Below are 17,848 nucleotides of genomic sequence, written 5' to 3'. Positions count from 1 at the left end.
CCCAAAGCAGCGGTTCCCTGCCCGGCGCGCAGCACCCGCGCGCCCCACCTCGAAGCATCGCGGCGCCCGGATCGCGGGCGCCGTTGCGTGCCGTGCATGGCCGCACCGTCACTCATGCGCGGTGCCTCCAGCGCGACCACCAGCCGCCCTTCGACGCCGCGGCCGACGCGGCGGGCAAGGCCGGTGCCTCGTGGGCCGGGCGATTGTAGAGGATGCATCGCGGGCGCGTCAGTACGAGATGCAGCGCTGCGTCCGCGCCCACGCGCGCGGCGGCGGCGTCGCGCCCCTCGGCCAGCAACGGCACGCGGCGCTCGCTGTGATGGGCATCGGTCGCCAGCAAGTGCACCAGCCCCTCGTCCAGCATGCGCTCGGCCCAGTAGCGCGGACGGCGTCCGTAACGGCCGGTGAGACTGCCGGCGGTCAGTTGTATCCACGCGCCTCCGCGCACCAGCTTGGCGAAGACCGGGTAGTGCTCCTCGATCCAGGTGAGCCGTTCGGGGTGCGTCAGCACCGGCACATAGCCGGCCGCCAGCACCTGGAACACCGACTCCTCGAGCCGCGGCGGCGCCACATGGTGCGGCGGCTCGAACAGGAAGTAGCGGCTGTCCGCCAGCGTCGGAATGCGCCCGCTGCGCAGGCCCTCGAGCAGATCCGGGGTCAGGTGGGTATCGGCGCCCGAGGTCAGCGTCAGGTCGATGCCGGCACGCGCCAGCTCCTGTCGGAACGCCTCCACGGCGACCAGGATGCGCGCGCGGTCGTTGTCGTAAAGCCCTGGATAGATGTGCGGCGTGCAGGCGACGGTACTGATGCCGTCCTGCGCGGCCATGCGCGCCATCGCCAGCGCCACCGCCAGGTCGGGCGCGCCGTCGTCGATCGCGGGCAGCATGTGGCAGTGCAGATCGATCATGTCGATGACCATGTCGGGAAATCGCCGCGGGCTCGCCCCGCGGCGAACCGGCGGACGCGGACATGAAGCCGGCGCGCGACGGAACGCGTGCCGCGCATCATCCCGTCGCGACCTGGGGCGTATTCAATAGGCATTTTTGTTCGCGAAGCCGCGCACCAGGGTCAGCGCGATGATGCGCAGATCAAAACCCAGCGACCAGTGTTCGATGTAGTAGAGGTCGTGTTCGATGCGGCTTTTCATCTTGTCCACGGTTTCAGTCTCGCCGCGCCAGCCATTGATCTGCGCCCAGCCGGTGATGCCGGGCTTGACCGTGTGCCGCAACGCATAGTGATCGATCAGGCCCATGTACAGCGCATTGTGCTCGACCGCGTGCGGACGTGGACCGACGATGGACATGTCGCCCTTGAGCACGTTGAAGAACTGCGGCAACTCGTCGAGGCTGCTGCGGCGCAGGAACGCGCCGAAGCGGGTCAGGCGCGGATCTTCGCGCCGTGCCTGGGTGACCGCGCCGGGTGTCTCGTGGTGCATGCGCATGCTGCGGAATTTCCATACCTCGATCTCGCGCCCGTCCCAGCCGTGACGCTTTTGCCGAAACAACACCGGCCCGCGCGAAGTCAGCTTGACCGCCAGCGCGATCAGCAGCAGCAGCGGACTGATCAGCAGCAGGATCAGCATCGACAGCAGCACGTCCTCGGCGCGCTTGAGCGCGCGATTGAAGCCCTGCATCGGCGTGGCGCAGAGATCGAGCATCGGCGTGTCGAGGATTTCGGTCACCCCGTTATTGAGCAGGTACAGGCCCAGCAGATCCGGCACGTAGCGTACGTTGGCGGTGCTGCTGCGCAGTTGCGTCAGCACCGGCCCGAGGCGCGCGCTTTGCTCCAGCGGCAGACTGATCCACGCCTCGTCGATGGCGTGGGCGGCAACGAACGCGCCCAGCTCCGCCAGCGGCCGCACGCTGGTGTCCTCGACATGGCAGGCATCCACGCCCGGATCGAACACGGCGGCCACCTCGAAACCCGCCCACGCCGGATCGCGCGCGCGCCGCAGCAGAGCATGCGCCTGCGCGCCGCAGCCGACGATGACCGCCTTGCGCAGGTTGTAGCCATGCGCGCGCAACGTGCGCAGCAGCATGTACACGCCGGCCCGCAGCAGCAGCAGCGCGGCGGCGGTGGACAGAAACCACAAGCCCATCCACCAGCGCGAGAGCTGCCCGTTTTCCTTGACCAGCACCAGCATCAGCAGGGTCAGCGCGTACACCGCCGACCAGCCCAGCAGCGCCTGCCCCACCGGCGCGCGCAGGCCGCGCGCGCGCCACGAGCGATACACGCCAATCATCGGAAACAGCAACGCCACCAGCAGCGCGGCGATCACCACCACCGCGATGTACTCCAGCGGCAGCGCATCCGGCACACGGCGAAAGCGCAGCGCATACGCCAGCACCGCGCCGCCGATCACCAGCACCACATCCGCGATGCGGGTGAGCGCGGTGAACCCCGCCGAATAAGCTCGCAACAGCCCCCGTTTCATGCCCCCTCCGTCCCTGCATTGCGCTTGCGCATCGTGCGTGACTCCCGGTCGTACGCTGCGCCGAATCCGTGCGTGGCGTCTCGGTTGAGCTCTTGCCGAACCTGATAGTGCCGCCGCGCGCGACGCTTTGACAAGCCTGCGCGGCATACAAAATCGAAGCGCTACCGTGAGGCGCGCGGCCGCGCGGAATTTCGGTATGGAAACTGTAATGTTGGTCAGTGTGCGCGGGCGCACATGACCGAGGCGGGGTTCAGTGCTTGCGCATGCCGACGCGCGGCGGCGCGCAGGCATCGCCGCGCAGATCGCGCGGCAGATCGCAGCGCGTGTAGATGCGCGTGTGCCCGCTGACGCGGCGCGCGATCACCTCGAGGATGCGGTTGGACGGAAACGCCCGCCCGTAGGTGAGCAGCAGCGGCAGCAGCAGCCCCAGCGCCATCCAGCCGCCGGCCTGCTGCAAGCGTCCGGGGCGGCGCTCGTGCCACAGGAACAGCGCCGCCAGCAGCGCGCCCCACAGCGTGCCGAGCACGGCTTCGGACGGCGAATGCGCATCCAGCGCCAGCCGCGACACGGTGACGCCCAGCGCCAGCAACGCGCCCAGCAACGCCGCCACGATGCGCCAGCGCCGCCGTGCCGGCGCGGCCAGCAACGCGGCCAGCACCGGCCAGATCAGGAACGACAACGCGCAGTGCCCGCACAGGCCGACGAAATCCAGCCCCGGCGGGTGCAGCCCCCAGCCCATGTACAGCAACTTGCTCAGCGCCACCACGCCGACATCCACGCACAGCACGCCCAGCCACCACCAACCGGTGGCGCGCGTGCCGGCGCGCAGCAGCAGCCACGCCGCCAGCAGCAGCGCGATCGGCAACAGCACCGCGCTGTCGCCCAGCGCCGTGATGCGCCACCACCATGCGTGCATGCCCATGCCTGCCCTCCGCCGCGATGCGCGCATGATGCCGCATCGGTGCGCTGATTTTCTCAGCGCGCGCAGCGCGGAAGCCGCGACAAAGCGATCTGGGGGCCGCGCAATCAGGCGCTAAAGCGAACCGGGAAGGCATGATCCTTCAATGCGCGCGTTGCAGGCAGATGCGACGTATCTACAGGTGTACACTGTCGCGGATTGAGGAGAATTTCATGCATTCGAGCATTTCCCGCTGGGGCAACAGCCTTGCCGTGCGCTTGCCGTCGGAGCAGATCAAGATGCTGGGCCTGCGCGAGGGCGCCGCGGTCGACGTCAGCCTGACCGCGGCCGGTGAGATCCGCATCGTTCCGCTGCGGCCGTTCGACAAGTCCGCTTTCGTCAAGCGCCTGCGCGCGGCGCAGGCGCGCATGCCGGAGTCCGAACCCGTGCTCGACACGCTGCGCGACGCGGCCCGCTACTGATCCTCCGCGCGGATGATCTACCTCGATACCAGCATCCTTGTCGCGCTGCTGACACGCGAGCCGGCCACCGCCGCCGTCACCGCGTGGTTCGCCACGACCGAGTCGCCCCTGGTGTCGGCGGACTGGTGCGCCGTGGAGTTCGCCAGCGCCATCGCCATCAAACAGCGCGTCGGCCAACTGCGGCCCGTGCACGCCAGGCGTGCGCACGCGGCATTCAAGGAACTCAGCGCGGGCGACTTGCGACTGCTGCCGGTCAGCCGCGAAGCGTTTCAGCGCGCCGCCGATCTCAGCCGGCCGCAACACGCGGGTTTGCGCGCGGGTGACGCGCTGCACCTGGCCGTGGCCATGGAAGCCGGCGCCGCAACCCTCGCCGGCCTGGACCGGCGCATGAATGCCAGCGCGCTGCGCCTCGGGCTGCGTCTTGCCTTCGACCTTGCGCCCGCGCCAGAGCGTTGACATGAACCGATCCGCAGGGTGCCACGCATGAACCCGACCATCCTCGTCACCGGCGGCGCCGGCTACATCGGCGCGCATGCCTGCGTGACGCTGATCGAGGCCGGTTTCACCCCGCTGGTGCTGGACAATTTGTGCAACAGCAGCGCCGAGTCGCTGCGCCGCGTGGGGCGTATCAGCGGCGTCGAACCGCGACTGATCGTTGCCGATATCCGCGATGCGCAGGCGCTCGATGCGCTGTTCGCCGCGCAGCCGATCGCCGCGGTGATGCACTTCGCCGGACTCAAGGCCGTGGGCGAGTCCACTCGCGATCCGCTGCGCTACCACGACAACAACGTCGGCGGCAGCATCGTGCTGCTGCAGGCGATGCGGCGCGCCGCCGTGCGTACGCTGATCTTCTCGTCCTCGGCCACGGTGTACGGCGAGCCGGGCTTCGAGCAGTTTCGCGAGGACATGCGCTGCGACCCGGTGAACCCCTACGGGCGCGGCAAATGGATGATCGAGCAGGTGCTGGCCGATCTCGCGGCCAGCGAGGCCGGCTGGCGCATCGCCAACCTGCGTTACTTCAATCCGGTGGGCGCGCATGACAGCGGTCTGATCGGCGAGGACCCGCGCGGCGTGCCCAACAACCTGATGCCGACCATCACCCAGGTGGCGGTGAGCCGGCTGCCGCGGCTGCGCGTGTTCGGCGGCGACTGGCCGACGCCGGACGGCAGCGGCGTGCGCGACTACATCCATGTGATGGATCTGGCCGAGGGCCACGTGGCCGCGATGCGCCACCTGCTGGCGCACGATCCCGCGTTGCTCACGCTGAACCTGGGCAGCGGTCGCGGCATCTCGGTGCTGCAGATGCTGCACGCGTTCGAGCAGGTGCTGGGCCGCGCGCTGCCCTGCGAGATCGTCGCGCGCCGCCCCGGCGACATCGCCGCGTACTGGGCCGACCCGACGCGCGCCGCGCGGGTGCTGGGCTGGCGCACGCAGCGCGATCTGCACGCCATGTGCCGCGATGCCTGGCGCTGGCAGCAGGGCAACCCGCAGGGCTACGCGCTGGATTAGCGGTGCGGTCGGCGCGACCGCATCAACTCGCGCTGCCGGAGTCGCTGCGCTGCAGCGCCACGCTGCCCCGCACCTGCCCGGCGCCGGCGGCTTGCAGGTGCAGCGCGCTAACGTGGATGCCCTGCATCTGCAGCGCGGCCAGCCACGGCAGCAGGCTGGCGAAGGACAGCGGCTTGAGGTTGAGTCGCAGCGTGTCGGATTGATCGCTGCCGGCGGGCAGATCGAGCACACCGGCCAGGCCTTGCGCGCGCGCGCTGGCACCGACGCTGGCGGCGAGCGAGGCGGATGTCGATGCACTGGCGGCGGGCGCGCCGCCGGCCGGCTGCAACGCGGCCTGCGCGCGCAGCGCGATCAGGCGCACGGCGGCGCCGCGCATCCAGGTGAGGTCGTTGCGCAACACCGTGACGCGCTCGCTGCGCAAGGTGATGCCGCGCTGCAGCGGTGCCCACACCACGGCGTAGAACACGCCCACGATCAGCACCGCCGCCGCGGCCATGACCATGCGCCGCTCGCGCTCGGCAAGAGCCTGCCACCAGGCGTTCATGGCGTGCCTCCGCTACTCACGCGCAGCAGCGCGGATGCACCGGCCGGCCGCACGGGCGGCGGCCTCAATCGCACTTGCAGGCCTTGCCCGTCCAGTTGCCTGCGCAGCGCGGCGTAATCGGCGGGCCGTGGCAGGGTGAGCGCCAGTTGCAGTCGTCCGTTGGCGTAGTCGAGGCGCTGCACGCGCGCGCCGGGCATGCTGGTCAGCGGCAGCGTGGCTTGCGCCAACAGGCTGAGTCCGCCGCCGCCACCGGCCTTGCGCTGCGCGCTGAGCAAGGCTTCGGCCAACTGCGCGCGCGCATCGACGATGCGCCGCTGCTCGGGCAGCACGCGGTGGAACAAGGTATCCACGCCTTGCTGCAGCAAGGCTTGCTCGCGACCGAGGATGACGTAGCGCGTGCCGGAATAGGCCAGCGCCGTGACCAGCGCCAGCGCCGCGGCGGCAGCCAGCCAGCGCCATGGTCCGTTGTTGCGCGTGTGTCGCGCGGCGTGACGACCGCTGCGCAGATTCAGCGCCAGGCTGGGGGCTTGCAGCAGCGCCAGCGGATCGACTCCACCCGTGGATTCCCGCACGCTCAGCTCAGCCGGCAAGGCCGGCAGCTCGCCATCGCCGCGCAGAACCTGCAGTGTCCGCGGGCGCGCGGCTTCCGCGCAGCGCTGCCACGCGGCGGCGAGCAGCGTCGGCAGCAGCGCGCGCGTGCAGGCGAAGCCATCCAGCGGGCCGTTGCGCAGCAGCGCGCGTTCGCCCGCCAGCAGCAACGTCCACTGGCCCGGCTGCCACGGCAGCGCGAGCACATCCGGCACGATCGCCTCGGGCTCGATGCCGGCCTCGGCGCAGGCCGCGACCCAGCCCTGCAGCAGGCTGGCGGACACCACCGCGGCGGCGATGTCGCCGTCGCTGCGCGCCCAGGCGAAGTGTTGCGTCTCCGGCGCCTGCAGCAGCCAGTCCTCCAGCGCGTACGGCAAGGCGCGCTGGATTTCGCTGCTGCTGCGGCTGGGGATGCGCACGCGCGCCAGCAACACCGACTCGCCCGGCACCAGCAGGATCACATGCCGCGCGCGCGCCAGCGCGGCGGCCTGCGCCAGCGTGCCACGCTGCGTTTGCCCGCCGGCGCGCCAACGGGCGCTGCCATCGGGATGAAGTTGGATGAGCGGGGAATCCATGTGATCGTGTTCCTAGGGCGTGGTGTTGCGCGCACGCAGCAGCACGGTCACTTTACCGTTGTTGCCCAGCTCGAGCACGCTGTCCAGATCGCTGCGCACGCGGCCCACGCGCACCTCGATCACGGACTGGAAAAACGCGCTGCCGACATCCAGCCCGGCGCCATCCAACGGCTGCCCGGCCAGCGGCGCGCTGCCGAGAAACTGCGCCAAGGTGATGAACGGCGCCTTCGCGCGCAGGCTGATGATCGCCTGCGCCTGCGCGGGGCTGAGTCCGATCGCCTCCAGCACCGGCGCCGGCGCGGTGTTGACGTTGATCGTGGTGATCTGCGGCAACGCGCTCACGAAAGGCGCGAGCTGCGTGTACACCGGCTGGGTGAAACCGCGCACCAGGCGCAGGCTGCTGGCGCTGACGAAGGGCGCGGCGCCGGTGCGATACGGCGGCTGCAGGCCCAGGTAATACGCATCGCCGGCGCCTTCGCTGCCGGTGGCGACGGGGATCGGGTTGGTCCAGTCGGCCACCGCATCGACCAGAGCGGGATCGGCGCCGGCCTGGGTCAGCAGACGCTGGAAGCGAAAACGCATGATCGCGCTGTCGCTGGCGGCGGGGGTCAGATCGTTGAGGTTGAACAAACCCTGCAAGTCGATGATCGAGCCGGCGATGGCGGCGTCGCTGCCCACCAGACCCTGCCGCGGCTGCGCCCACGGCTGCGTGAGGTTGACGTCGCCGACACCCTGCAGGCTCGTGGCCAGACCTTGCGCGGCCACCGCCTCGCCGCCCAGCGCCAGCGCCCACGCCTGATTGGAGGCCAGCATGTCCTCGGTGCGCCGGATCGCCAGCGTCTGCTGCCACGCCAGCGCGGTGCTGGCGCTGGCCAGAATGACGACGATCAGCAACGCGATCAGCAGCGCCACGCCGCGCGGGCGGCGTGCCGCGAATGCGCAATGGCGAGCGCGCGGCGTCATGGCAGCACGAACAGCCATCGCAGCGGCCCCGACAGTCGATCGAGTTGCACGGTCACCTCCACCGCGCGCGGCAGCGTGGTGACGGTGGCGCCGGCCGGCGGCCAGCTCCGTTGCCAGTTGCCAGTAGCGTCCAGGTAGCGCAAGCGCAGGCTGCGCACGCCGTGCAGCAGCACATCGGGCCTGGGCAAGGCGACCGGCGCGCGGTCCAGCACCGGAAACTGCAGGCGCAGCAGTTGGTGATCGCGCAGCACGTAACGCATGCGCAGCAACTGGCTGCGGCGCACGCCGGCGGGGTTGGGATAACCGGCGCGCGTAACCGCCACGACCCGCCCGGACGGATCACCACGCAGCGCCGGCAGCGGCCCGCCCAGTTCGTCGCGCACGCCGCGCGGCGCGGCCTGGCTGAAATCGCGCTGCATCACCTCGTAGGCGCGCTGCAGCGCGTGCAGGTTCTGGTAGTGCTGGTCCAGCTCGGCGCGCTGGCGCAGCACCGCGTCCAGCCCCGCATAGGCCAGCACCGCCAGCACCGCGAAGATCGCCACGGCGACCATCATCTCGATCAGGGTGAAGCCGCGCGCGCGCCGCGACGGATGCCGGATACGGCTCATGGCAATCCCGGCGCGGCCGCGCCGGCGGTGGGCACCAGCGCCGCGGCCAGACTGCTTTGCAGGGTGACCAGCGCCGCGCCGTCGGCTTTCTCGCTGACGCTGATGCGCACGTTGCGCACCTGCGGCAGCGCGCCACCGCTGATCGCCTCGCGCCAGTAGAAGGTGTCGCCGCCCATCTTCACGTGGCCCGTGGCCGAACCGGCCGCGGGCAAGGTGCCGGCCATGCGCAGCGTGGCCAGACGATTCATCGCCACCCAGTCGGCCAGGGTCTTTTGCTGCAGAGTGAACGCGTTGCCGGCGGCCAGCGTGGTCAGCTCAACCGCCGCGGCCAGACCCAGCGCCACGATCAGCAGCGCCACGACCACTTCCAGCAAGGTGAAACCGCGTGCGCGGGTCAGGCAAGCCATCGCCTGACCCGGCGGGAGCGAGCACGGACCTGTGCCAGACTCGCGACTTGAGCAAGTGCCTGGATGGCGCTTTCGCAACGGAAAGCACCTGCTCATGGCGCCTCCGCCGCGTCGCCCACGCGCTGCACCTTGACCTCGCCGATGGCGCTGCCGCGCACGCGCATGGCGGCGTGACCGGAGCCGCGGATCTCCACCACGAACGGCTGCATCTCGCCGCTGGACAGCAGGAACACCTGCGGCTTGGTCTTGTCGTGGTCTTTCAGCGTCACCTGCTCGCCCTGCAAATCCAGCGTCAGCGCAAGCCCTCGCGGCAGCGTGCGCGCGCGCAGCAGCGTGTCGTCGGTCAGCGGTTGCCAGGCACCGCCGCCGCGCAGCACGTAAAAGCGCCAGCCGTGCCGCCAGAAACCCAGCGCCAGATTCTGCCCTTGCATGCTGGCGTTCTCGCTGGCCTCGCGCACCAGCTCGGCGAGGCGCTCGGCGTTGTCGCGCGCCGGGTGCGATTCGCCCAGCGACATGCTGAGCACGGCCACGCCGGTCATCAAGCCGATGATCAACACCACCACCAGCATCTCGACCAGCGAAAAACCGCGCCCACGGGCGCGATCAGCGGAACAGGCGCGCAGCGGCATGGCCCGTGCCGACTACGGCTTCTTCGGCTGCTGCCAACTGGTGATGTTGTCCTTGGCGCCAGTCACGCCACTGGGGCCTTTGGACCAGATATCGAACGCGCCGTGCTGGCCGGGGCACATGTACTGGTAGGGATTGCCCCATGGGTCGTTGGGCAGCGCGGCGATGTAGCCGCCCTCCTTCCAGTTGGGCGCGGGCGGAGCGCCCGTGGGTTTCTTGACCAGCGCCTCGAGGCCTTGATTGGTGGACGGGTAATGGCCGTTGTCGAGGCGGTACATGGCCAGCGCCGATTCCAGCGTGCGGATGTCGGCCTGCGCCTTGGCCACGCGCGCGTCCTCGGCGCGACCGATGACATTGGGCACGATCAGCGCCGCCAGCACGGCGATGATCACCACCACCACCATGATCTCGATCAGGGTGAAGCCGCGCGCCCAGCGCGGCGCGGCGCGGCGGACAGGCAAACGGGCAACAGGATTCATCGGCGTTCTCGCGGCTGACGACCGCCACTACGGTCAGCGCACACGCTAACCCACGCCGCGCGCGCGCGTCCATAGCGACGCGCTGCGCGGAACCCTTACCCATGCCACTGCAAGACGATCGCCGTGGTGATCAGCAGCACCATGGATTGATGCAACACCACCATCGCGCCCGGGTGCCGCGGCTTGAGATTGACCGCGTGAAACACGAAGAAACCCACCCCCGCCTGCAGCAGCGCCAGGGCGAACGCCACCGGATAAAGCGGTTCCATCCAGCCGAGGGTGCCGATCACCAGCAGCGCGGCCAGGCCGTGCAGCACGAAGATCCACTGCGCCGGGCGCCGCGGCTGCACGAACGCCTCGATGGGCTTGCCGAAGCCGCGCTGGCCGGTGACCATGCCGCCGAGGAACAGCGCCAGCAGCACGGCATGCAGCGCGCCGGTGGCCTCGAGGTAGATCGGGAACGACACGCCCGGCAGATGTAGCGCGACCAGGTAATCGAGGAACACCAGATACGCCAGCAAACCGTGCGTGCCGTGCACGATGGCCGGTGCGCGCCCGGCCAGCACGTACAGCGTGCCCATGCCGAACAAGGCGGTGACGAGCACCAGCCCCAGCCCGACGAAACTCGATTGCAGCGGATGCAGAATCGCCAGCGCGACGGCGATCAATCCCACCGTGGTCGCCAGCATGCGGTGCGCGGCCTCGGGATCGCCGCGCAGCATCAGCAGCACGATGTTGCGCGTGTACGGCCAGCGCGTGCCCAGCGACAGCCCCCAGCCGAAACCCTCGACGATGCTGCCGAGCAGGATCAGCGCCACCGCGAACAGCACCTCGGCCAGGGTCAGCCCTTGCACCAGCGCCGCCACGCCCGTTCGCGGCGAGGTCAATCCGAACCACGCCGCCGCCACCACGGACAACAGCAGCCACGCGCTGATGGCGATGCCGATCACGCGCAGGATCGGGCTGCGATGTCCCAGCGTCGCATGCGGCGGACTGGCGGCGGTGCTGCTGGTTTCACTCATCTCATGCCTCACGGATGCGGCGCCACGCGGCAGCGGCCACTCATCGCAGACCGCGAGACGCCGCCGGGGTTCCCGCGGCGGCGCGGCACGACCGCCTGAGCGCGCGCTACAAACCCGGGAAGCGCGGATGCGCGAGCTGATCCAGAAACAGCGGGAACGCGCTCGGGAACAGGATCATGGTCATCAGCACGCCGTAGGCGGCGCCGGTGAGGTGCGCGTTGTGGTTGATGTTGCCGCCGCCCTGGCGCTGCGCCATCACCGCGTAGGCCGTGTAGGCGATGGCGTAGATGATCGCCGGCACCGGGATGACGAACACCAGAATCATGCTCCACGGCGCCAGCAGGATGTAGGCGAACATCACCGCCGAGACCGCGCCGGACGCGCCCAGGCTGCGGTAGCGCGGATTGTTGCGATTGTGCAGATAGCTGGGCAGGATCGAAACCAGCAGCGCGCTGGCATAGAACAGTGGGAAACCCAGCAAGCCGAGGCGCGCGGTGTAAAGCTGCGCGATGGCGCTGCCGAAAAAGAACAGCGTGATCATGTTGAACAGCAGGTGCTGGCCATCGGCGTGCACCAGCCCGTAGCTCAGCAATCGCCACCACTCGCGTTTGCTCTGGATCGGCGGCGGCCACAGGATGAGCTTCTCCAGCAGGCGCCCGTTCTTGAACGCGGCGATCGACACGCCGGCGGTGATCAGGATGATGACGAGGGTGATCAGCAAGCGGGTTCTCCATTGCCGATACCCGGCCGGTGGGCGGCAAGCATAACGGCAGAATGCGCGCGCGACGACGCCGCGTTGCCCATGTGGGGCGCCTGCCGCGCCACCGGGCAATCCTTTCCTGCCGTGTCATCCTGAGCGTAACGAAGGATCTCGACGCCGGTCGACGCCGCGCGGGTCGCTGACGCGATGCGGGTTGTCATGCCGAGATGCTTCGCTGCGCTCGGCATGACAACGCTCTACCGTGTCCGCTGAGCACCCCGCACCCTTCGGCAGGCTCAGGACAGGCTCTTGTCCCGACCCTCACGCACAGCGCTCGGGCGTTCGGCAGCCCATGATCTGCCCGCGGCAGATCATGGGCGCGCAGACTCACCCCGGCGGGAGAGGGGAAAGCCTGCCCAACTTCAGCGCGAATCAGGAGGCGCGACGCGATTACTTCGCCGCGACGGCGGCATGCAAGGTGTGCATCACCTGCCGCGCGTCGGCATGGGCGGCCATCAGCGTGGTGGTCTTCAGGCCCATCTCGGCTTGTTGCAGCGCGCCGTGCAAATCGGTCTCGGCCTCGGCGTTGCCCTTGGCATCGACGATGGCGCCCTGCCCCATGCCCTTGCACGGGTCGGCGAAGTGCGCGTTGAAGTCCTTGCCCGCGGGTCCGACCAGACAGTTGATGACGTGGTGCAGGTGCATGTGCGCGATCTTCAGCTCCTTGGCGCCCAGCGCCATGCCGGCGTGGGCGATGGCGGTGTCGGTCTGCTTCAACGCCGCGCCGCCGAGCCCCGCGGCCTGCGCCGCGATGGGCAAGGCCAGCGCCAGCAATACGGTGGAAATACGCTGCGAAAGTTTGCGAGTCATGGCACACCTCTGCATCGGGACGCGGCGCGAGGCCGCAGCGCCGCCAGCATAGGCCGCTGCCGTTAAGCGCGTGTCGTGCGTGGCTTACGATTTGCGCGTGACGCGATACGAAAAATTCACATGCTGGCGCGCGGTCGAGCCGGGGCAAGGGCCACGGCATGCCGGTACGGGCATCGCGTCGCGGCCATTCAAGCGCGCTCGATGCGCATCTCAGCGTGCGGCGGCGGCGCGTTGCGCGCCCATTCAGCGGCCTCCAGCTCGAACCACGCCAGCGGCTGCCCGCCATAGGACGGATGCGCGAGCACGCGCTCGCCGCGGCGCTGCAGGCCGCATTTTTGCAGCACGTGCTGCGAGGCGGTGTTGTCGAGATGGGTGATCGCGGTGATCCGCCGCAATTGCCGCGCCGTGAAGCCGTAGTGCAGCAGCGCCAGACTCATCTCGGTGGCATAGCCATGGCCCCAGTACGGCGTGGCCAGCACGTAGCCCACCTGGATGTGCGCCTCGCCGCGGATGTGATTGAGCAGATGCAGGCCCACGGCCGCGCCGCTGTCGCGCTCGCGCGTCAGCCATACGCCGAGGCCCGGATGTTCGTCGTAGTACGCGAGGACACGCTCGTGCAGCATGATTTCGCATTCGCCGCGCGATTTCACCCCGCCCAGAAATCGCGCCACGGCGGGGTCGGCGTACAAGCCATGCAGAAACTCGAGGTCGGCGGGGGTGAAACGGCGCAGCGCGAGGCGCGCGCTGCGCAGCCACCCGGCATGCTCATGCATCGACTCGGCACTCATGCGGAGAATTTCGCGGGCGATGGCACGGCGATAGCGGACGTCGCCTCGGCGTCGAAGATGCGCGCGATCTCGTCGGTTGCCAGCGGTCGCCACGCGCCGGCCGGCAGATCGCCCAGTTGCAGCGCGCCGATGCGCTCGCGGTGCAGGCTCAGCACGTGGTTGCCCAGCGCCGCGAACATGCGCCGCGCCTGGTGATAGCGGCCTTCGCGCAGCGTCAGCCGCGCGCTGCGTGGCCCCAGCACCTCCAGCACCGCGGGCAGCAGCGGCACGGACTCGCCCTTGAGCAGCAGCGTGCCGCCGGCGAACACGGCCGCCGCGTTCGCGCGCAAATCCTCGGCGAGCTCGACCCGGTAGGTCTTGGGCACGTGTCGGCGCGGGCTGCTGATCCGGTGCAGCAGCGCGCCATCATCGGTCAGCAGCAGCAGGCCGCTGCTGTCGCGATCCAGCCGGCCAACGCTGGACAGCGGCGGTCGACGCAATCGGTAGCGCGGCGGCAACAGCGTGTAGATCAGCGGCCCGGTATCGTCATGCGAGCAGGTGACGCCGAGCGGTTTGTGCAGCATCAACAGCAGTCCATGCGCTGGGTCCAGCGGCTGGCCATCGACGCGCACCTCGGCGTGGATGATCGACGCATCCGCGCGCAGCGCGCGGCCCCCGGCATCGCTGACGCGGCCGGCGTCGATGAGCGCCTGCACCTGGCGGCGGCTGCCGTAACCGAGATTGGCCAGCATGCGCAGCAGGCTCATGCGCGCGGCTGCGTCGCGCGCAGCACCTTGTAGCCCTGCGCCTGCGTCAGGACATCGACGCGCCCGAAATGCGCCGCCAGCGTGGCCTCGTAGGGCAAGTGCCGGTTGGCCACCAGCCACAACCGGCCGTGCGCATGCAGGGCCGCGGCGGCGCGCGCGATGAACGCCTGTCCCAGCTCCGGGCGATCGGCGTGATCGACATGAAACGGCGGGTTGCTGATGATCGCGTCATAGCGGCGCGGCAGGCCGTGGGTGACGTCATGCCAATGCACTTCGATCCGCGCGGTGTGCGGCACCCGCACCAGGTTGATGCGCGCCGGCTGCAGCGCGCGCGCATCGGCCTCGTACAGATCCAGATCGGTGATGCCCGCGCAGCGCTGCAGCAACTGGCTGGATAAATACCCCCAGCCCGCGCCCAGATCGGCCACGGCGCCACTCAGCGTGGCCGGCAGTTGCGCCGCCAGCAGTCGTGATCCGGGGTCGATGCGATCCCAGGCGAACAATCCGGGGCGACTGCAAAAACCCGCGTCGTTGTCGCGCGGCGCATCCAGCGCGCGCCACTCGGCGCACAGCGCGGCGTTGATTCGCGAGGCGCGCAGCGGTGCGCTCCACACGCCGCGGCAGTGATGCTTGGTCAGCGCCTGCAGCGGCCCGGCCAGCGCGGCCAGATCGCCTTGCAGGCTGCGCGCGCCCTCGTCGTTGGCGGCGGCCAGCAGCACCTGGCCGTCTTCCGCGCAGTGCTCCAGCGCCCGCGCCAGCAGCGCGCGCGCGGCCTGACGCTGGCGCGGCGGCAGCAGCAGCACGCGCGCATAACGTTCCGCCTCGGCCACCGACGTGACGCTGTAACCCAGTGCCTGCAGCGCATCCGCGTGCGGCTTGAAGTCCTGTGCGTAATGCCAAGCCGGCGCTGCCACGGATGCCAGCCACGCGCTGGGGCGCGCACCCAGAAACAGCACCGGCGCATGCGCGGGCAGCGGCGGCAACTGCGCCCAGGCAAGACCCAGCACGGCGGCGGGATCGTCGATCGGCATGCGTGGCACGTGGCGTGTGCAATCAGGCAAACGGATCGGTAGTTTAAATGCACGGACCGACGCCGATTCCATGCCACGTGCATGCAGGACTTCAGCCCCTTGCCGGCGCGCCGGGCGGATGTGATACGGCGGCCGGTAACACCCATGCGAGCGCCCGGACAGATCGAAAACGGCCGCTCAGCCGCGGCGTTTCAGCGGTGGATGCCGTGCTGCAGCCGCGCCGGCGGCGCGCGTGGCCGCGCGACAACGCAGCAGGCGCGCGGCGGCGCCATGGGCCGGGTCCTGGGCGTTGCCGGCGTCGCCGCCGCGAACGGATCCCGCCGCGGCGGTGCGCGCATGCCCGACGGCCGCATGCTCGGCGCCGCGCCGAAGCGCGGCATGGCAGCCAGCGACGCATCGAATCGTGGCCGGGAATCCAGCCGCGATACCATGCGCTCGCGCCAGCGCGCCAGCGGTCCGGGCGGCTGCCAGGCAGCGGCGCCAGCGACCCTGCCATTGCGCGCGAGCGCGCGCGTCGGCGTCATTGCTGCCGGCCGCGGAGCGACCCTGAAAGGCGTCGCAAGCAGCCCGCCGAGCGTAACCTGGACGCCTGGCAGTCGCCGCCGCGAACGGTAGAAGATCGGAACCGTCCAGCCGCTGCCCGCGGGCGCAGTGCAATCGGGGACATCAACAAAGAACTCGTGGTCGCCCGACGCCGCATTGGTGATGTACAGGCCGCCCCACCCGTTCGGGTGCGACAACACGCTGCACGGCATGTCGTTCAACAGGGCGACGTTCTTGGGCCGGGTATCGTACCGGTAGGAAAACCAGTGCGCCCACGGAGTGCTATCCGGCCGCGTTGTCGCGGCCTGCGCGGCCGCGGCGGTCACTACGATCAACACGAACGCGAGGCTGGCCTGCAATCGCATGACGCATCTCCCGGCGAGGGATTGGCGCGGCGCTGGAGAACCGCGCACGCCCACTGTAGGCACCGTCGGCGGGTGCTACAACCGGCGATCGCATCAATTCGCGGTAATTCTGAGTCTCACGCCCCATCCTCACCGCCGGTTCCGGACCGGCGCTTCGGGCAGTTCGGCGCACAGCGCTTGGCAACGAGTTCGCGGTTCAGCGACCGGCGGTGCTGCGGCAGCGCGATGACTTGCGCTTCCGCCACCGCGCCGAGATCTCCCCGCGCGTCGATTCCCCCGCTCATCGGGGTATGGAGTGCTGCGCGCGGACCCGCTTCAAGCAGCCGCAGTCCTTCGCGCTCGAGGTTGACGGCTGCGTTGAAGTCGCGGTCGTGTTCGGTACCGCAGGCCGGACAGGTCCAGCGGCGTTCCTGCAGTTGTAGGGCCTTGTTGACCGCACCGCAGGACGAGCAGGTCTTGCTGCTGGGAAACCAGCGATCGACAACGCTCAGCGTGCGCCCGGTCCAGCGGGCCTTGTAGGTGATCTGGCGGCGCAGCTCGCCGGGCGCGGCGTTGGCGACCGAGCGCCTGAACCCGCGCCGGCCCATGCCGCGCGCCATGGCCTTCACCGCCAGATCCTCGATGGCGATGACCTGCGTGCTGCGCACGAGGTCCGTGGTGGCCCGGTGCAGCGCCTCGCGGCGCACGGCAGCGATCCGGGCGTGAAGATCCGCCACGCGCTGCTGCGTTCGGTGCATGCGGTTGGAGACTTCGATCCGCGTGCCCTTCGGGAAAGGCTGCGCGGGATCCAGCCCCTGGCGCCGCGCCGCGGCATCGCGCTGGCGCACATAATGGCGTTGATAGCGGCACAGGCGGCCGAGCTGGGCGCGAAACGCCGCCGGCGCCGGCACGTGGACACCATCGCTGCGCACGATCAGATCCTTCAGGCCGATATCGACACCGATGGCCGCGCGTGCCGCCGACGCGGCCACGGGCACCGGCACGCCGTCGGCCGTGATGGACGCATACCATGCGCCCGCCTCGCGGCGCAGGGTGATGCTGCGCAGCCGGCCGGCCAATGCTTCCGTGCGGCGCAGCTTCAGGGTGCCGAGGCCGGGCAGGTTCACGCGCACCCAGCGATCATGATCATGTCCACGCTCGACCTGCTCGCGGCGCTGGTCCAGGGTGAAGCGCAGCCCAAGCGGCACACCGCGACGCCGGAACCTGGGGTACTGGGCGCGCTTGGCGAAGAAGCCCGCGAAGGCGCGCTCCTGGTCGCGCAGCACCTGGTTGAACGGCTCGCGCGGCAGGTCGCTGAGCCAGGCGGCGTCGGGCGCAGCGCGCAGCACCGTGAACTCGCGGGACAGCGCGACCCAGTTGAGCTTGGTGCCGTCGACGCGGTACGCAGTGCTGCGCCGGTCCAGCGCCCAGTTCCACACGAACCGCGTCGCGCCGGCGAGCTGCGCCAGCGTGCGCGCCTGGCTGCGCGTGGGGTACACGCGCATGCGGTAGGCGCGTTCGATCGTGGATACAGCTTCGGCGGGCGCGGCTTCGCTCATGGCCCGATTGCACCACGAACCCGTCGCAGGGCGTGAGATGACCAACGGAAGTCCCCAAAGGACGACGCACGGATGGCCGCCAGACGTCCGCCTCGCTGGCCGCGATCGCCGGCATGGCTGCACGGCCTCGC

21 protein-coding genes are annotated in these 17,848 nt (G+C 70.0%); 3 read left to right on the top strand and 18 right to left on the bottom strand.

Going from position 1 to position 17,848, the window contains the following annotated elements; genetic code table 11:
• Positions 1-112: 112 nt before the first annotated feature.
• The 3 genes from ACYDAT_RS13560 to ACYDAT_RS13550 form a co-directional block, all read right to left on the bottom strand.
• The gene (locus ACYDAT_RS13560) at positions 113-919 is read right to left on the bottom strand and encodes a tyrosine-protein phosphatase (RefSeq protein ID WP_461450729.1); all 807 of its coding nucleotides are present in this window, start codon (positions 917-919) and stop codon (positions 113-115) included.
• Positions 920-1,030: 111 nt separating this feature from the next.
• Positions 1,031-2,434 carry an undecaprenyl-phosphate glucose phosphotransferase gene (locus tag ACYDAT_RS13555; protein ID WP_461438968.1) on the bottom strand — a complete coding sequence of 468 codons (1,404 nt, stop codon included), beginning with the start codon at positions 2,432-2,434 and terminating at the stop codon, positions 1,031-1,033.
• A gap of 250 nt (positions 2,435-2,684) precedes the next feature.
• On the bottom strand, positions 2,685-3,356 hold the full coding sequence (locus ACYDAT_RS13550; protein ID WP_461438969.1) for a phosphatase PAP2 family protein: 672 nt from the start codon (positions 3,354-3,356) through the stop codon (positions 2,685-2,687).
• Positions 3,357-3,517: 161 nt separating this feature from the next.
• Between ACYDAT_RS13550 and ACYDAT_RS13545 the strand changes: the two genes are divergently transcribed.
• The 3 genes from ACYDAT_RS13545 to galE are packed head-to-tail and all read left to right on the top strand — an operon-like array spanning position 3,518 to position 5,323.
• Positions 3,518-3,814 (top strand): AbrB/MazE/SpoVT family DNA-binding domain-containing protein, encoded by a 297-nt coding sequence (locus ACYDAT_RS13545; protein WP_461450727.1) that lies wholly within the window; start codon positions 3,518-3,520, stop codon positions 3,812-3,814.
• A 12-nt stretch (positions 3,815-3,826) separates the two neighbouring features.
• Positions 3,827-4,270, top strand: coding sequence for a type II toxin-antitoxin system VapC family toxin (locus tag ACYDAT_RS13540; RefSeq protein WP_461438971.1), 444 nt, complete (start codon positions 3,827-3,829; stop codon positions 4,268-4,270).
• Between the two features lie 27 nt (positions 4,271-4,297).
• Positions 4,298-5,323 (top strand): UDP-glucose 4-epimerase GalE, encoded by a 1,026-nt coding sequence (gene galE, locus ACYDAT_RS13535; RefSeq protein ID WP_461450725.1) that lies wholly within the window; start codon positions 4,298-4,300, stop codon positions 5,321-5,323.
• A 22-nt stretch (positions 5,324-5,345) separates the two neighbouring features.
• On the opposite strand, the gene gspM is transcribed toward galE, so the two are convergent.
• The 15 genes from gspM to ACYDAT_RS13460 all read right to left on the bottom strand — a co-directional run bounded on the left by gspM (position 5,346) and on the right by ACYDAT_RS13460 (position 17,717).
• A complete protein-coding gene (gene gspM / locus ACYDAT_RS13530) occupies positions 5,346-5,867 on the bottom strand; it encodes a type II secretion system protein GspM (protein ID WP_461450723.1) in 522 nt (173 codons plus the stop codon).
• Positions 5,864-7,030 carry a type II secretion system protein GspL gene (gspL, locus tag ACYDAT_RS13525; RefSeq protein WP_461441652.1) on the bottom strand — a complete coding sequence of 389 codons (1,167 nt, stop codon included), beginning with the start codon at positions 7,028-7,030 and terminating at the stop codon, positions 5,864-5,866. Before gspL ends, gspM begins: the two co-directional genes overlap by 4 nt.
• 12 nt (positions 7,031-7,042) lie before the next feature.
• A complete protein-coding gene (gspK, locus tag ACYDAT_RS13520; protein WP_461450721.1) occupies positions 7,043-7,993 on the bottom strand; it encodes a type II secretion system minor pseudopilin GspK in 951 nt (316 codons plus the stop codon).
• Positions 7,990-8,601 (bottom strand): type II secretion system minor pseudopilin GspJ, encoded by a 612-nt coding sequence (gspJ, locus tag ACYDAT_RS13515; RefSeq protein WP_461450719.1) that lies wholly within the window; start codon positions 8,599-8,601, stop codon positions 7,990-7,992. The genes gspK and gspJ overlap by 4 nt, the downstream gene beginning before the upstream one ends.
• Positions 8,598-9,008, bottom strand: coding sequence for a type II secretion system minor pseudopilin GspI (gspI, locus tag ACYDAT_RS13510; protein ID WP_461441649.1), 411 nt, complete (start codon positions 9,006-9,008; stop codon positions 8,598-8,600). Before gspI ends, gspJ begins: the two co-directional genes overlap by 4 nt.
• Before the next feature lie 92 nt (positions 9,009-9,100).
• Positions 9,101-9,637 carry a type II secretion system minor pseudopilin GspH gene (gspH, locus tag ACYDAT_RS13505; RefSeq protein WP_461438978.1) on the bottom strand — a complete coding sequence of 179 codons (537 nt, stop codon included), beginning with the start codon at positions 9,635-9,637 and terminating at the stop codon, positions 9,101-9,103.
• 12 nt (positions 9,638-9,649) lie between these two features.
• Positions 9,650-10,114: a type II secretion system major pseudopilin GspG gene (gene gspG, locus ACYDAT_RS13500; RefSeq protein ID WP_461438979.1), complete on the bottom strand. Its 465-nt coding sequence runs from the start codon at positions 10,112-10,114 to the stop codon at positions 9,650-9,652.
• A gap of 95 nt (positions 10,115-10,209) precedes the next feature.
• Complete coding sequence (locus tag ACYDAT_RS13495; RefSeq protein WP_461438980.1) at positions 10,210-11,136, bottom strand: COX15/CtaA family protein; 927 nt, start codon at positions 11,134-11,136, stop codon at positions 10,210-10,212.
• 106 nt (positions 11,137-11,242) lie between these two features.
• Positions 11,243-11,857, bottom strand: coding sequence for a rhomboid family intramembrane serine protease (locus ACYDAT_RS13490; RefSeq protein ID WP_461438981.1), 615 nt, complete (start codon positions 11,855-11,857; stop codon positions 11,243-11,245).
• Between the two features lie 429 nt (positions 11,858-12,286).
• Positions 12,287-12,706 carry a hypothetical protein gene (locus tag ACYDAT_RS13485; RefSeq protein WP_461438982.1) on the bottom strand — a complete coding sequence of 140 codons (420 nt, stop codon included), beginning with the start codon at positions 12,704-12,706 and terminating at the stop codon, positions 12,287-12,289.
• A 188-nt stretch (positions 12,707-12,894) separates the two neighbouring features.
• Entirely contained in the window at positions 12,895-13,494 is a 600-nt protein-coding gene (locus ACYDAT_RS13480; protein WP_461438983.1) for a GNAT family N-acetyltransferase, read from the bottom strand.
• Complete coding sequence (locus ACYDAT_RS13475; protein WP_461438984.1) at positions 13,491-14,240, bottom strand: pseudouridine synthase; 750 nt, start codon at positions 14,238-14,240, stop codon at positions 13,491-13,493. The genes ACYDAT_RS13480 and ACYDAT_RS13475 overlap by 4 nt, the downstream gene beginning before the upstream one ends.
• Positions 14,237-15,271, bottom strand: coding sequence for a class I SAM-dependent methyltransferase (locus tag ACYDAT_RS13470; protein WP_461450717.1), 1,035 nt, complete (start codon positions 15,269-15,271; stop codon positions 14,237-14,239). The genes ACYDAT_RS13475 and ACYDAT_RS13470 overlap by 4 nt, the downstream gene beginning before the upstream one ends.
• A gap of 191 nt (positions 15,272-15,462) precedes the next feature.
• Entirely contained in the window at positions 15,463-16,179 is a 717-nt protein-coding gene (locus ACYDAT_RS13465) for a hypothetical protein (protein WP_461450715.1), read from the bottom strand.
• Positions 16,180-16,295: 116 nt separating this feature from the next.
• Positions 16,296-17,717: an RNA-guided endonuclease InsQ/TnpB family protein gene (locus ACYDAT_RS13460; protein ID WP_461450713.1), complete on the bottom strand. Its 1,422-nt coding sequence runs from the start codon at positions 17,715-17,717 to the stop codon at positions 16,296-16,298.
• Positions 17,718-17,848: the final 131 nt, after the last annotated feature.

The sequence above is a fragment of the Metallibacterium sp. genome (assembly GCF_054637675.1).
The sequence above is the reverse complement of the archived record's forward strand: the minus strand, read 5'-3'. Positions and strand labels throughout refer to the sequence as shown.

Bases quoted from the DNA above. Each gene is read 5' to 3' on its own strand.
- ACYDAT_RS13560 (WP_461450729.1), bottom strand. From the start codon at position 919: ATGGTCATCGACATGATCGATCTGCACTGCCACATGCTGCCCGCGATC.
- ACYDAT_RS13555 (WP_461438968.1), bottom strand. From the start codon at position 2,434: ATGAAACGGGGGCTGTTGCGAGCTTATTCGGCGGGGTTCACCGCGCTC.
- ACYDAT_RS13550 (WP_461438969.1), bottom strand. From the start codon at position 3,356: ATGGGCATGCACGCATGGTGGTGGCGCATCACGGCGCTGGGCGACAGC.
- ACYDAT_RS13545 (WP_461450727.1), top strand. From the start codon at position 3,518: ATGCGACGTATCTACAGGTGTACACTGTCGCGGATTGAGGAGAATTTC.
- ACYDAT_RS13540 (WP_461438971.1), top strand. From the start codon at position 3,827: ATGATCTACCTCGATACCAGCATCCTTGTCGCGCTGCTGACACGCGAG.
- galE (WP_461450725.1), top strand. From the start codon at position 4,298: ATGAACCCGACCATCCTCGTCACCGGCGGCGCCGGCTACATCGGCGCG.
- gspM (WP_461450723.1), bottom strand. From the start codon at position 5,867: ATGAACGCCTGGTGGCAGGCTCTTGCCGAGCGCGAGCGGCGCATGGTC.
- gspL (WP_461441652.1), bottom strand. From the start codon at position 7,030: ATGGATTCCCCGCTCATCCAACTTCATCCCGATGGCAGCGCCCGTTGG.
- gspK (WP_461450721.1), bottom strand. From the start codon at position 7,993: ATGACGCCGCGCGCTCGCCATTGCGCATTCGCGGCACGCCGCCCGCGC.
- gspJ (WP_461450719.1), bottom strand. From the start codon at position 8,601: ATGAGCCGTATCCGGCATCCGTCGCGGCGCGCGCGCGGCTTCACCCTG.
- gspI (WP_461441649.1), bottom strand. From the start codon at position 9,008: ATGGCTTGCCTGACCCGCGCACGCGGTTTCACCTTGCTGGAAGTGGTC.
- gspH (WP_461438978.1), bottom strand. From the start codon at position 9,637: ATGCCGCTGCGCGCCTGTTCCGCTGATCGCGCCCGTGGGCGCGGTTTT.
- gspG (WP_461438979.1), bottom strand. From the start codon at position 10,114: ATGAATCCTGTTGCCCGTTTGCCTGTCCGCCGCGCCGCGCCGCGCTGG.
- ACYDAT_RS13495 (WP_461438980.1), bottom strand. From the start codon at position 11,136: ATGAGTGAAACCAGCAGCACCGCCGCCAGTCCGCCGCATGCGACGCTG.
- ACYDAT_RS13485 (WP_461438982.1), bottom strand. From the start codon at position 12,706: ATGACTCGCAAACTTTCGCAGCGTATTTCCACCGTATTGCTGGCGCTG.
- ACYDAT_RS13480 (WP_461438983.1), bottom strand. From the start codon at position 13,494: ATGAGTGCCGAGTCGATGCATGAGCATGCCGGGTGGCTGCGCAGCGCG.
- ACYDAT_RS13475 (WP_461438984.1), bottom strand. From the start codon at position 14,240: ATGAGCCTGCTGCGCATGCTGGCCAATCTCGGTTACGGCAGCCGCCGC.
- ACYDAT_RS13470 (WP_461450717.1), bottom strand. From the start codon at position 15,271: ATGCCGATCGACGATCCCGCCGCCGTGCTGGGTCTTGCCTGGGCGCAG.
- ACYDAT_RS13465 (WP_461450715.1), bottom strand. From the start codon at position 16,179: ATGCGATTGCAGGCCAGCCTCGCGTTCGTGTTGATCGTAGTGACCGCC.
- ACYDAT_RS13460 (WP_461450713.1), bottom strand. From the start codon at position 17,717: ATGAGCGAAGCCGCGCCCGCCGAAGCTGTATCCACGATCGAACGCGCC.